General features: G+C 63.2%; 14 protein-coding genes. 7 read left to right on the forward strand and 7 right to left on the reverse strand.

Going from position 1 to position 12,715, the window contains the following annotated elements; translation table 11 throughout:
* Positions 1-20 precede the first annotated feature (20 nt).
* The 3 genes from CT676_RS02315 to CT676_RS02325 all read left to right on the forward strand — a co-directional run bounded on the left by CT676_RS02315 (position 21) and on the right by CT676_RS02325 (position 2,111).
* On the forward strand, positions 21-353 hold the full coding sequence (locus CT676_RS02315) for a hypothetical protein (RefSeq protein ID WP_135213712.1): 333 nt from the start codon (positions 21-23) through the stop codon (positions 351-353).
* Between the two features lie 144 nt (positions 354-497).
* Positions 498-1,139: an HAD-IA family hydrolase gene (locus CT676_RS02320; RefSeq protein WP_135213713.1), complete on the forward strand. Its 642-nt coding sequence runs from the start codon at positions 498-500 to the stop codon at positions 1,137-1,139.
* A 36-nt stretch (positions 1,140-1,175) separates the two neighbouring features.
* Positions 1,176-2,111: a nucleoside hydrolase gene (locus tag CT676_RS02325; RefSeq protein WP_135213714.1), complete on the forward strand. Its 936-nt coding sequence runs from the start codon at positions 1,176-1,178 to the stop codon at positions 2,109-2,111.
* Between the two features lie 82 nt (positions 2,112-2,193).
* Here the strand turns inward: CT676_RS02325 and CT676_RS02330 are convergent, their stop codons facing one another.
* The 3 genes from CT676_RS02330 to CT676_RS02350 all read right to left on the reverse strand — a co-directional run bounded on the left by CT676_RS02330 (position 2,194) and on the right by CT676_RS02350 (position 5,441).
* A complete protein-coding gene (locus CT676_RS02330) occupies positions 2,194-3,147 on the reverse strand; it encodes a cytochrome D1 domain-containing protein (RefSeq protein ID WP_135213715.1) in 954 nt (317 codons plus the stop codon).
* Positions 3,148-3,149: 2 nt separating this feature from the next.
* Entirely contained in the window at positions 3,150-3,719 is a 570-nt protein-coding gene (locus tag CT676_RS02335; protein WP_063983150.1) for an SRPBCC family protein, read from the reverse strand.
* 954 nt (positions 3,720-4,673) lie between these two features.
* Positions 4,674-5,441: an AAA family ATPase gene (locus CT676_RS02350; RefSeq protein WP_135213716.1), complete on the reverse strand. Its 768-nt coding sequence runs from the start codon at positions 5,439-5,441 to the stop codon at positions 4,674-4,676.
* A 265-nt stretch (positions 5,442-5,706) separates the two neighbouring features.
* Between CT676_RS02350 and CT676_RS02355 the strand changes: the two genes are divergently transcribed.
* Complete coding sequence (locus CT676_RS02355) at positions 5,707-7,779, forward strand: DUF1217 domain-containing protein (protein ID WP_135213717.1); 2,073 nt, start codon at positions 5,707-5,709, stop codon at positions 7,777-7,779.
* Positions 7,780-7,795: 16 nt separating this feature from the next.
* Here the strand turns inward: CT676_RS02355 and CT676_RS02360 are convergent, their stop codons facing one another.
* From CT676_RS02360 to CT676_RS02370, 3 genes are all read right to left on the reverse strand, one after another.
* Complete coding sequence (locus CT676_RS02360; protein ID WP_135213718.1) at positions 7,796-8,656, reverse strand: DUF296 domain-containing protein; 861 nt, start codon at positions 8,654-8,656, stop codon at positions 7,796-7,798.
* Positions 8,657-8,665: 9 nt separating this feature from the next.
* Positions 8,666-10,273, reverse strand: coding sequence for an acyl-CoA synthetase (locus CT676_RS02365; protein WP_167767906.1), 1,608 nt, complete (start codon positions 10,271-10,273; stop codon positions 8,666-8,668).
* Positions 10,274-10,378: 105 nt separating this feature from the next.
* Entirely contained in the window at positions 10,379-10,876 is a 498-nt protein-coding gene (locus tag CT676_RS02370) for a hypothetical protein (RefSeq protein WP_135213720.1), read from the reverse strand.
* 94 nt (positions 10,877-10,970) lie between these two features.
* Here CT676_RS02370 and CT676_RS02375 point away from each other — a divergent pair, with 94 nt between their 5' ends.
* From CT676_RS02375 to CT676_RS02385, 3 genes are all read left to right on the forward strand, one after another.
* Entirely contained in the window at positions 10,971-11,333 is a 363-nt protein-coding gene (locus CT676_RS02375; RefSeq protein ID WP_135213721.1) for a hypothetical protein, read from the forward strand.
* A gap of 92 nt (positions 11,334-11,425) precedes the next feature.
* The gene (locus tag CT676_RS02380) at positions 11,426-11,941 is read left to right on the forward strand and encodes a DUF3828 domain-containing protein (protein ID WP_135213722.1); all 516 of its coding nucleotides are present in this window, start codon (positions 11,426-11,428) and stop codon (positions 11,939-11,941) included.
* A gap of 11 nt (positions 11,942-11,952) precedes the next feature.
* Positions 11,953-12,228 carry a GNAT family N-acetyltransferase gene (locus CT676_RS02385; RefSeq protein ID WP_135213723.1) on the forward strand — a complete coding sequence of 92 codons (276 nt, stop codon included), beginning with the start codon at positions 11,953-11,955 and terminating at the stop codon, positions 12,226-12,228.
* Positions 12,229-12,275: 47 nt separating this feature from the next.
* On the opposite strand, the gene CT676_RS02390 is transcribed toward CT676_RS02385, so the two are convergent.
* Positions 12,276-12,674, reverse strand: coding sequence for an SPW repeat protein (locus CT676_RS02390; RefSeq protein ID WP_135213724.1), 399 nt, complete (start codon positions 12,672-12,674; stop codon positions 12,276-12,278).
* Between the last annotated feature and the right edge of the window lie 41 nt (positions 12,675-12,715).

Genomic DNA, 12,715 nt, shown 5'->3' on the forward strand with positions numbered 1-12,715 from the left:
TCATCGGGGAAAGGCTGCAAGTGTCCGCGATGCCCAGCCGCACCTACATGCTCTTCCGCAAGGCAATCCTCGCCGAGCAGCAGGTAACCTGCATCTACGAGGGGCGTTATCGCGAGCTCTGCCCCCACATCATCGGCACCAACAAGATGGGTGAGGAAGCCGTCCTCGCCTGGCAATTTGGCGGCGAGAGCAGCGGACCGCTGCCGCAATGGCGATGCCTGAAGCTCGCCAATATCACCAACGCCCGCACGCGCGATGGCCCCTGGCACGAGGGCGGCTCTCACCGGACTACTCAGACCTGCGTCAGCAACATCGATCTCGACATCAATGTTCACGTGCGCAGGTTGCGGTGACGCACATGCGTCCCACGGCTGACGGGCTTGCCGGCCATGATCGCAGGGTTGATTTCAATGCGCTCGTGTCGCATGGGTGTCCTCGAATTCTTCTAAATAATAGCCGCCACGTCTCGTTTGTCAGCGAACTCCAAAACCTCCTCCATGCACTACTCCCTCGCCATCTTCGATCTCGACGGCACACTGGCCGACAGCTTTCCGTGGTTCCTGCGCACCATCAACGATGTCGCCGATCGCTTCAATTTTCGCCGCGTCGCGGATGACGAAATCGAAGCGCTGCGACATGCCTCGTCGCGCGAGATCCTCGCCCGGCTCGAGGTGCCGCTGTGGAAGCTGCCGGCGATCGCGCGGCATGCGCGGCGGCTGAAGGCGGAGGCGGCGGCGGAGATTCCCCTATTCGCCGGCGTCGAGACGATGCTGCAGACGCTGGCCGGGAACGGCGTGCAGCTCGCGCTGGTGACGTCGGATAGCGAAGCCAATGCGCGCGAGAAGCTCGGCGAGTCCGCCGCCCTGTTCGCGCATTTCGACTGCGCGGCGTCGCTGTTCGGCAAGCCCGCGAAATTCCGCCGCGTGATCCGGCGCGCGGGCGTGGAGCCAGGCCGCGTGATCGCGATCGGCGACGAGGTCCGCGACATCGAGGCGGCGCGCGCGGTAGGGATTGCCTGCGGCGCGGTGAGTTGGGGCTACGCCGCGCCGGCGGCGCTGCGGGCGCTTGCGCCCGATCACATGTTCGCGCAGATGGATGAGATCGCAGACGTGGTCTGCCGGATTTCGCTCAAGGCCTGATCCGCAATCGGCCCCCCCCGGCCCAAGGAGACGGTGATGACACTCTCGGACGCAGCCCGCCTCAAACTCCTGGAGCCGCCGGTCGGCAAGGTGCGCGTGGTGCTCGACACCGACACCTACAACGAGATCGACGATCAGTTCGCGCTGGTGCAGATGCTGCTGTCGAAGGACCGGTTCGACGTCGAGGCGATCTACGCCGCGCCGTTCTTCAACACACGCGCCGACAGTCCCGGCCACGGCATGGAGCTGAGCTACCAGGAAATCCTTCGCCTGCTGGAGCGCCTCAACGTCGCGCCGGACGGCCTCGTCCATCGCGGCGTCACCGACTATGTCGGTCCCGGCAAGACGGCGCAGGCGGCCCCCGCCGTCAACGACCTCGTGGCCCGGGCGCGCGCAGGCTCCCCTGACAATCCGCTCTACGTCATTGCCATCGGCGCCATCAGCAATGTCGCCTCGGCACTGCTCGAGGCCCCCGACATCATCGACCGCGTGGTGGTGGTCTGGCTTGGCGGTCACGCGCTGGAATGGCCGCACACGATCGAGTTCAACCTCAGGCAGGACGTCGGCGGCGCGCAGGTGCTGTTCGACAGCGGCGTGCCGCTCGTGCTCGTGCCATGCAAGGGCGTCACCTCGCACCTTCACAGCACGGTGCCGGAGATCGAGCGCTACGTCGAACCGCATGGCAGCATCGGCGCGTTCCTCGCCATGCGCTTCAAGGACTATTCGTCCGACCATCTGGGCTGGGCCAAGGAGATCTGGGACATGGCGCCGGTCGGCTGGCTTCTCAATCCCGATTGGGCGCCGAGCGTGATCGTGCCGGCTCCGGTTCTCACGGATCAGATCACGTGGAGCATCGATCGCCGGCGGCATCCGATCCGCTACGTGACCTATGTGGATCGCAACCCGATCCTGAAGGACTTTTTCCTGAAGTTGAAGGCGTTTGCCGGATCTAAGAGTGGTTTAGCGCCGTAGCCCGGATGGAGCGAAGCGCAATCCGGGAAAGTGTCCCCGCATTCCGCTTCGCTCCATGCAGGCTACAGATGCTCCGCGCCCCCTACTCCGTCCTACGCAGGAACGCCCCGAACGCGCGCGGGCCGTCGCCGGTCTTGACCTCGCCGATCACCTTCAGCTCGGTGGCATCGATGATGCTCAATGTGTTGCTCTCCCAGCAGGCGACGATGACGCGCTTGCCGTCGGCGGTCACATTGATGCCTTCGGGATAGTCGCCGACATTGATCCGCTTGACCGGCTTCAGCGTCGCCAGGTCGAACACGCTGACGGTGCCGCCATATTGGTCGGTGACGAAGCCGCGCCCTTGCGTCAGCGCCACCGCATAAGGACGCATCCCGACCGGCACGCGGCCGATCTCTTGGCTCGCGGCGATGTCGATCACCGAGACGTCGTTGGAGCCGACATTGGCGGTGTAGGCGCGTTTTCCCTCGGCATCGATGGTGACGCCGAACGGACGGGTCCCGACCTTGATGGTCGCCCTGCGCTCACGCGTCGCGGTATCGACCACCGAGACGCTGTCGTCGTCGCGGTCCGCCGAGAGCAGCAGCCTGCCATCAGGCGTCACCGCGAGGCCGGACGGGGATGCGCCGACCGCGATGCTGGCCGTGATACTGCGCGAGGCCGTATCGATCACCCGCACTGCCGCCGCATACCAGTCCGCGACGTAGACCGTCTTGCCATCGGGCGTCACGGCAATGCCGAGCGGCCCGCCGCCGACCTCGATCCGCCCCGAGACCTGCCGCGTTGCGGCGTCGACCACGGTCACCGCCTTGGCGTCGGGGCTCGTGACATAGGCAAAGCGCCCATCCGCGCTGACGGCCACGCCGGCCGGCTTGCCGCCGATCGGGATGGTCGCGACGCTGCGCGATGTCGCGAGGTCCACGACCATCAGATCGTCGCTGAGCTGGTTGGTGACGAACGCCTCTTCGGCGGACGCGCTGCCAATACTGGCAGCGCAAAGGCTGGCGGCGAGCGCCGCCAGGATCCGCGCCCGCACGGTCAGCTTCCGCTCTCGATCTTCTTCTTCAGCGCTTCGAGGCCGGCCTGATAGAGCCCCTTCACCGCCTTCACCGCGGCCTCGTCGCTGAGCTCCGGCGGCGGATCGTTGTTGGGGAAGCCGCGGTAGAACGCGCCCGCCCATTCCAGCGTCGCGCCCTTGCCGTCGGCGCTCGGCGTCACCGTCAGCGTCGAGGAATAATTGGTGACCGGCAGCACCTTCACGTCCACCTTGGTGATCCGGTAGGAATAGGTCATCGCGGCAGCGTCGAACTTGTAGAGTTCCTCATCGACGGTGGCGCCTCCCGTCAGGGTCAGCCGCCGCGTCGCTTCGATCTCATTGCCCTTCTCGCCCTCGGTCTTGGTGACAGGCGGCAGCCAGCTCATGTCCTGGAAATTGCCGATCGCGGCCCACACCTTGGCCGGCGGCGCGTTGATCTCGATGGATTCGCGCACCTTCTGCCGGGTCGGCCCATGTGCCCAAGCCGGGCCAAACGCCGCCGTCAAAGCCACCGCGCCCGCGGCAGTCAGCACCGCGCCCATGACCATGCGCCGTCCAATCGTCACCCTCATCTCGTTTCCTCATGCGTCTCGTGGATCGTGCGCGACTTGAGGCGCGCTGCGATCATGGTAGCGCATTTTGCGGCCGTGGGGAGACCTGTTCATGGCGGCGTTGCGGCGCGCGCTCGCGCGTCCCACAACCCCTTGCGCCGCCCGTCGGGCAAAACACCCAATGGGCGGGTCAACCGCACCACGCAGAAATAATTCTCTTTATCCGCATTTCGGATTATCATATAGAAAGCCATCCCACCCCGGGCCGAGGGGCGTTATCGCGATCGTCACGACACGCGGGGTGGGACGTGGTGGACGCAGGCGGCGTCGGCGCGAAGGTGGTTTGCAGGGCGGGCAACCGTGAGCGAACGCCGCGCGCACACGACCGGTGCAGCCTGTGTACGGTAAAACCGTGCCGTCCTGGCGCCCGGAGCCTGTGCGCCAAGTCTTGCGGTGATGTGGCGGCCCGACCGGGCCCGCACATCAGTCATCCGCAAGGCGACGGGGGCAATAGTGCATCGCTCCCCGGGGAGAGCTCGGCATAAGCCGTAAAACCACTGCGCAGGGAAGGCCGGATGTTTGGCTTCACCTGTATGCCACTGTGCAAACTTCGTAGCGCAATTTCCGCACAGTGGACCGCGGGTGCCAGCCGGCACCCGGCCTTCCCCGCGCCCTCGGCACTTTTGGGGGCGATGAATACAGCAGAGCTCGGGCAGATCTTGCCGCGAGGATGCGAATCCGTGCGTGCGATTTGAATTCGAATGCAAAGATAGAAGCTGCTCGCGTGCCCCGGACGCAGCGCAGCGCTTCCCTGGCGATGCGCAGCATCGTCCAGTGCGGCGGTGCGCTGCAGAGCCGGGGCCCATGCATCAGCGAGCGTGTGACTGCGTGAGTCCCTGCTCTGCGCCGCACCGCTACGCGCTGCAGCGCGTCCGGGACACGAGAAGAGCGAGTGCCGTGGGAGCGCGCCCTCGCCTACTCCGCCAGTGTCGCCTCCACGAACCCGCGCGGATCGTCACAGAACTCGCGCATCACCCGGTAATGATCGGTTTGCTCCACCGTCGTCGGCTCCAGGCCGTATTTGCCCAACCGCAACAGTCTCGCGTTTGGATAGGCCATCAGCAGAGGCGCATGGGTTGCCATGATGACCTGGCAGATGCGGGACTCGTCCATGCGTCGCAAGAGCTTCAGGAATTCGATCTGACGCGCCGGCGACAGCGCCGATTCCGGCTCGTCGAAGATGAAGATGCCCTGGCGCTGGCAGCGCTCCTCGAAGAAGCGCAGAAAACCTTCGCCATGGGAATGCGACAGGAAGTCGGGGCCGGCCTGGCCGGCATCACGTGCGGCCTCGTCGAGATATCGCGCGACCGAGAAAAAACTCTCGGCGCGAAAAAACCAGCCGTTGGCGATCTTCGGCAGCCAGCTTGCGCGCAAGGCCCTGGAAAGCTGGCCGCCCATCTTCTCCCGCGCTTCGGAATGGTCGACGGGCATGTAGCCCTTGCCTCCACCCGCATCGTCGTAGCCGGCAAGCGCTGCGATACCCTCGAGGATCGTCGACTTCCCGGTGCCATTCTCTCCGACGATGATCGTGATGGCGGCGTCGAAGTTGAGCTCGAAATCATCCGGGAAGATGGGCAGGCAAAACGGATATGCCTCGCGATCGTGAACTCGCGACGGATCGAGCCAGACCCGCTTCAGATACGGCGCCGGCAGGTTGATGGTGCGATTGCTTCGTCGGCTCATGCTCTGCTTCCAACCCACTCCGGTCGATATTTCGACTGGAACATATCAGGAACACAATCCTCGCGAAAGCAGCACCTGAGAAACATACAGCAACAAAACCCGGCATGCGTCACTTGGACGCAAATTAAAACCTAAGATTGCAGCGAAGAATCGCCTTAAGAAAACGTTGCTGCGAGACAGCTTGCTGGCATGAGGCCAGCCCCCACCCCGCGACCCGGCAATGATTGACGGAAGTCCAGGACCGTAGAGCCGCGAGGAATGCGCGATGGTATCAACGTATTTCAGCTACAACTACATTGCGCACCATCTCAAGCAGTCCCTGACGCGGGTTGAACAGCAACCCGATGTCGCGCGAGAATCCGCCTATTACAAAGCCAACATCGGCAAGGTGCGGACCGTCGATGATCTTATGAAAGATTATCGCCTGTATCATTATGCGATGAAGGCATATGGCCTGGAAGACATGGCCTACGCCAAGGCTTTCATGAAGAAGGTGCTGGAGAGCGACCTCTCCGACCCAAAGAGCTTCGTCAACAAGTTGGTAGACAAGCGCTACCGGGAGTTTGCCGCGGCATTCTCCTTCAATGGCAGTGCCACGCCAGTTGCGCATTCGGGAGACCAGACCGACGAGATGATCGGTCTGTACACGACGACCAAGAAGAGCCAGGTCGATGCGCTTGCCGCAGACTCGAATTACTACAGCGCTGAAATCGGCAAGATCAGCAGTGCAGACCAACTCCTGAACAACGACCGTCTTCGCAACTATGTCTACTCGGCATACGGGATCGATCAAAGCAAGTGGCCGGGTGACACGATAAGTCAGGTCTTGCGCAGCGATCCGTCCGATCCAAATAGCTACGTCAACACCACCTTCGCTTCTCAGTTGACCGGCCTCAACGCCCAGCTTGCTCAAGCCAAATCGGACGCCAGCGCCGCTGATCTAAAGATAACCGGTTACAAGGCCCAACTATCGCAACCGGGCGCCGACGTGACCCAGTTGAACATCCAGATCCTGGTCGAAAAAAGTCACCTGGAGTCATATACGAAAAGCATTTCCAGCCTCAGTGACCAGATAGCGACGATTGGCGGGTTTGTAGACCTGGCCGGCGCGTTCGAGTTCTCGCCCGACGGGTCGCTTCCGTCAGGCGTGTCCGCCCAGACTGCCGCAAATGTCGCGATCACGAAAAAGCGGTTCGACGACAGCAAGGCCGCCGTCTATTCGGCGGCAAGCCCGATATACGAAGCTTTGGCGATCAAGCAATTCAGAACGGACCTCAGCAAGATCAATTCAGTCCAGGCGTTCGTATCGACACCTGGCGTGTATGATTTTGCGCTGGGCGCCGTCGGCCTCGATCCCGGAATGGTCTCGAAGGCGACGATCAAGGCAGTCCTCGAAAGCGACGTCAACGACCCCAAGAGCTACGTCTATACCCTCAAGGACAATCGGTATGTAGAGCTCGCACGCGCCTTCAACTTCGACGCAAAAGGCAATCTGACGACCCCCTTGGTGGCTCAAGACTCGGCTCAGGTCCTTCAGATCGCGAGAGAATACGTCGTTGCCGCGCTGAAACAGGCAAGCCCTCAGCAGGAGAAGGCAATTCGGGCACTAGCCACGAAAGATGCGACGGCTTATCAAGAGGCAATCGCAGGCATCGACAGCGTTTCCGAGCTTCTCGCAAACAGGCCGATGGTCGATTTCATTCTCTTGGCCAAGGGTTTGGACCCTAAGAAGGTCAGCACCGAATTTCTCAAGAAGATCTTCAGCTCCGACCTGAACAACCCAAAGAGCTTCGCGAACACGCAGAGCGATCCTCGCTTTGCCGAAATCGTTGCGTCGTTCAACTTCGACAGCAAGGGCAACGTCGCGCGCCTCCCGATGATGGGTCCTCAGAAGAGAGATCAATTCCGGGAAACACAGGCGAACTATCTCCAGCAAAGCCTGGAGCAGCAGCAGGGGGAGACGAATCCCGGCGTACGCCTTGCGCTCTATTTCCAGCGAAAGGCGGGAGAAATCACGTCCGCATACGACATCCTTGCCGACAAGGCTCTTTCAGAGGTGTTCAGAACCACCTTCGATTTGCCTGACTCGATGGCCTCGATGCAGATCGATCAGCAAGCCAAGGTCGTGGACAAATTCATGAAGATCAAGGATCTTTCCGATCCGGCGAAGGTTGAAAAACTGTTGAGCCGGTTCTCCGCCATGTATGACGTCAGAAACGGCGAGAGCATCGGCCAGGGTCAATCTCCCTTGCTCAACCTCTTTCAAGGATCGAGCTCGGGCATATCAGGGATAAGTGAATCCACGTTCTTGGCCATCGCCAAGCTACGTGCTCACTGATGATCGCTCGCCGATACTAGCCCAACACCTCGAGCGCCAGCTCCATGGTCATCAGCACGGGATTGTCCCCACGGATCAGACGGCCCTCAGCGATGCCGCCAGTGTAGTCGATCAGGGCAATGTCGAGCGCCGCCTCCGGTGCACCCGAACTGCCCTGTACAATCGTCCCCGCTGTCACAGCGAGCTCGGTCGCGAACGGTTCGGTCACGCCGCCATGGGTGAAGCGCGCGCCGATGGTCGAGCCGACGCCGCCGTGAATCTTCGCGCGTGCGATGCCATGCGCGCGGCAGAACGCTTCGAGGCAGCCGGCAAAATCCTGGTTGGGCCGCAGCCGAAGTGAGAAGGCGCGGCTCGTGGTGCGCGCGCCGGTGCTCACACCAGGCACCGGCCCGAACAGCTTGAAATTGGTCTCGGGATCGGGCTCCGCGGTGAACATCGCGCCGTCGATGCCGAACGCTTCGACCTCGAACGGCTCGGCGACAACCGTCTCGTCCGGGAGCATGTGGCCGCCGCTTGCCTTGCCGTCCGGCTCCGTCCAGAGCCCGTGGCAATGAAAGAACGGGGCGCCATCGCGCATACCGAGCGTCATGCTGCCGAGTTTCGTGCGCATCACGCCGCTGGGGCGAAAAGTGTCACTGTAGAACGCTGCGTTCTCACCTGTCTTCGACAGCGCCGGCATCACATATGCGAATGGTCCGAGCGCAGCGCTGCCAAAATTCAGCACGCCACTGGCAAACCCCTCCGCCGCAAAACCACGCCGAGCGGCTTCGAGCAGCGGCAGACCCGCTTCGAGCCTGAACGAGAACGCGCGCCCCCTCGCCTCGACCCATTGGATGCGTTCGGCGACAGGCGCGCCCGGCTGCTTGATACTTCGCATCGCGTATGCTCAGCCCGCCTGCTTGTTGTCGAGATCGAGCAGTCCGCGCGCCTCGAGCTCATCGCGCACCATGCGCTTCGGGATCTTGCCATAGCCGGACTTCGGCAACGCCTCCCAGAAGAAGAACCGCTTCGGCATCTTGTAGCGCGGCACCTTCGGCAGGAGGAACGCCGCCATCTCGGCTTCGCTCACCGGCTTCTCGCCTTCGCGCGCGACGCAGACGGCGACGCCGACCTCGCCCCAGGTCGCGTCGGGCACGCCGAGCACGGCGACCTCGCCGACCGCAGGATGCGTCAAGATCTTCTCCTCGATCTCGCGCGGATAGATGTTGGAGCCGCCGGAGATGTACATGTCGGAGGCGCGTCCCGTGATGTAGACGAACCCCTCCTCGTCCATGTGCCCGAGGTCGCCGGTGCGGAACCAGCCGTCGCGGAACGCCTTCGCATTGGCCTCGGGGTTGTCGTAGTAGCCGGCGAGCACTGCAGGCCCGATCACGCAGATCTCGCCGCTCTGGTTGACTGCCAGCTCGCGGCCCTCGTCGTCCTGGATCGAGACCTGCATGGCCGTGCGCTCGAAGCCGCAAGTGCCGATCTTCGCATAGGGCCCGTCCTCGGGATCATGCAGCGCCGCCGGCAGCACGGTGATGTTGCCGGTGACCTCGCCGAGGCCAAAATACTGCACGATGACCTTGCCGAGCTTCTTCAGCGCGGCCTTCTGGTCCTCGCGGTACATCGGCGCGCCGGCATAGATCACGTGACGCAGCGAGGAATGATCGTATTTGTCGGCGGCGGGATGCTCGACCATCATCTTCAGGATCGTCGGCACCGTGAAGAGATTGCTGACCCGATGCGCCTCGATCAGGCGGAACGCCTCGTCGATGTCGAATTTCTCCGTCGGCAGCAGCACGGTGCATACGCCGCGGGCGGTCTGCACCAGCTGATGGACGCCGGCGCCATGCGACAGCGGCGCCACCACCAGCGACGCATCCGCTTCCGTGACGCCGGGGGTGAGATCGGCGAGATGGTTGGTGACGACAAAACCCATCTGGCCGTGGGTCAGCACCGCGGCCTTGGAGCGGCCAGTGGTGCCGGAGGTGAAGAAGAACCAGCAGGGATCGTCGTGCTCGACGGCGACGTTCGCAACGCTTGCACCGGCCTGCGAGGCGATGGCTTCCGCCACCGAGCGCTCGCCGAACGAGCCCTTGCCGTCGACGCTCCAGGTGAACTCCAGCGCCCCCCCCTTCACGGCTGCAGCGTGCTCGGGAAAATCGACGTGGCACAGGAACGCCTTCGCGCCGGAGGCCTGCGCGAGATAGGTGACCTCATCCGGCATCAGGCGGAAATTGGTGGGCACCCAGACCGCACCGAGCCGGAACGCGGCGAACATCGAGAAGAACATCTCGTCGCCGTTCTTGGAATGGACGAGGATGCGGTCGCCCTTGGCGATGCCGCGCGCGGCGAGTGCGGCGGCCAGCGCCGAGACCTGCGCATCGATCTCGCGCCAGGTCCAGGATTTGTCCCCCCAGACGAAACCAGGACGCGACCCATGCCGCCGCGCATTCTGGGTCAGCATGTGAGCGAGATTCATGACGCGGCGGGACATGCGCAGGGGCTGCATCGGGCTTCCTCTTCGACGGCGGGCGGCGCACGAGCCGCCCGCTCCTTGCAGCCCATTTATCGCCATCGAATGCGGCGTAGCAAGGCCGCCGGTCGCGCATCTGCCCTACGGCTGCTTGAACGCAAACGGCGTCGCCGTGATGGCCTTCTCCTTCCAGCAGGCCTGCGCACCGAAACCGCCGCAATAGCTACCGTGCAGATCGAAGCGAATGGTGCGCGCCGCGCCACGCTTCATCGGCGGCGGCAAGATCTTGTAGCTGCGGACATAGCCGTCGAACACGGGGCGCACGCTGCCATCGGGCAGAGTCACCAGGACGTTCATGACGCAGCCGCCGGTTCCGCAATAGGTGGTCTCGCGCTCCCCGCATTTGGTGTCGCGGAAATCGACGATGTAATCCTCACGGCCGTCCCCGGTCAGGTCGATCTTGCGCACGGTGTCCGGCGCGAAGGTCACCAGTCCACCGTCCTGGCTGTCGCATTCCTCATTGGCGTAGCGCAGCGCCTGCTGCACGCCGGGCGGATAATCGGCCGGATTGAACGGTTTTGCATCATCGGCGCGCGCAGCGGTGGCGAGCAGTGTGAGCAGGAGGATCAGATAGCGCATTCGCGTTTGTCGCCAGCGCGGCCGCGACCGTTCAGGGAATTTTAAACACGATCGGCGCAACCTCGCTCAGTTCTCGCGTAAAGAGTGCCGCATCATGGTCAAAGCGCCCGCCTTCCTCCTGTTGTCGCTGGCGCTCGCCGGATGTGCCGTGGCGCCTCAGGCGCACCTCTCCGCCGACCCCGCCTTCAAGCCTGCGCGCTATGCCTGGGATGGCGCCGGCGAGGATCCCAACCAGCCACGTTCCGGGGCTCCGCGTGCCACGCGCGCCGACGCCGGCTCCGAGCACAACAGGTCGCAAGCCGGACTTCAGCCCTATTCGAAGGAATGGTGGCAGGCCCAGGACGGCATCGAGGCCGAGCAGGACGCCAAGGTCACCCGCTCCCTCGTCATCTGCCAGGGTTGCCTCCGCCCGCAGCCGCAATCTGAAGATTCCAGGCTCGCCAAAGCGACCGATTGAACCGAGCGGCCGCGCCATCGGTCTACAGAGATACGCGCTGACGCCGGCCGCTCCGGCCATGCGGTCGCACGTCATTATCTCAGGGACATTTCATGCTCACCCGTCGGACCTTCGTCGCCGCCTCTCTGCTTGCCACCGCCTCCCCGGCATTCGCCGTGATGCCTGCCTCCAGCGATCCCGTCGCGATCCTGACCGCCATCTACACGCGCGCAGCCAAGGGCAAAGGCGATAGTGGCGGCGCCTTCGTCATCGAGAACAAGGCGGCCAAAACAAAATATCTCTCGAGGGCGCTGGTCGCGCTGTGGGCCAAGGCGGATGCGCATACGCCGAAGGGCGACGTTGGTCCGGTCGATTTCGATCCCGTCACCAACTCGCAGGAACCGGACGTGAAATCCTTCAAGGTTGACGCAGAGAAGATGGAGGCCGACAAGGCGACGATCGCGGTGACCATCACCGGCCACCGCAACGACCGCAAACCCGCCGACCAGATCGTGCGTTATGACTTCGTGCGCGAGGCCAACAGCTGGCGGATCGACGACATCAAGGGCTCGTCCGACGGCGAGGCCTGGTCGATCCGCAAGATGCTGGCGGACTCGTTGAAGACCTGACGGGAGACACCATGAGCGACGTCATCGATAACAAGGCCGATCATCGCTTCGAGCTGGAGGTGGAGGGCCATCTCGCGACTGAACACTACAAGCTCGACGGCAACGTCATCACCTTCGAGCATACCGACGTGCCGAAAGAGCTCGGTGGCAAGGGCGTCGGCTCGAAGCTGGTGCAAGGCGCGCTCGACCGGGTCCGCGCGGCCGGCTTGAAACTGATCCCGCAATGCCCGTTCGTGAAGGCGTGGATCGAGAAACATCCGGAGTATGCGGATTTGGTGAAGAGATAGCGAGCGCAGGCCGCCGAGCGCGCGGCAGGCCTGCTCAAATCTACCGCCTATTGCCCATGCTTCAGCATATCCTGGTCACTCAGATCCCAGTCCTGCCACAGCTGGAGCACGCCGAGGATCACCGCTACCGCTCCCAGACTCGTATGGTAGATCCGGAGAAAACCTTCGCCGGAATAACCGAACACATAGGGCGAGACGATAAGCCACAGCCCGACCAGGATCGTCGCCACCTCCTGCCAGCGCTGCAACGCGACATATTCGAGCTGGCTCAGGCCAAATACGACGAGGCCGATTGCGACCGTGTTCAGGATCATCGTCTGGCGTTCGACGATCGACGAGTGATCCTGGATGGGGAACCACGGCGATGCGACAATCAGCGCGCCGAGCAGCATCCCGCACCAATCTTCCCATGTTCGATGAGTCTTGATGAAACTAAAGTCCGACATCGTACCCTCCTCCAAAAGAGGCATACGTCAGCGGCTGGCGA

It is taken from the genome of Bradyrhizobium sp. MOS001 (assembly GCF_004634465.1).
GTDB lineage: Bacteria > Pseudomonadota > Alphaproteobacteria > Rhizobiales > Xanthobacteraceae > Bradyrhizobium > Bradyrhizobium barranii.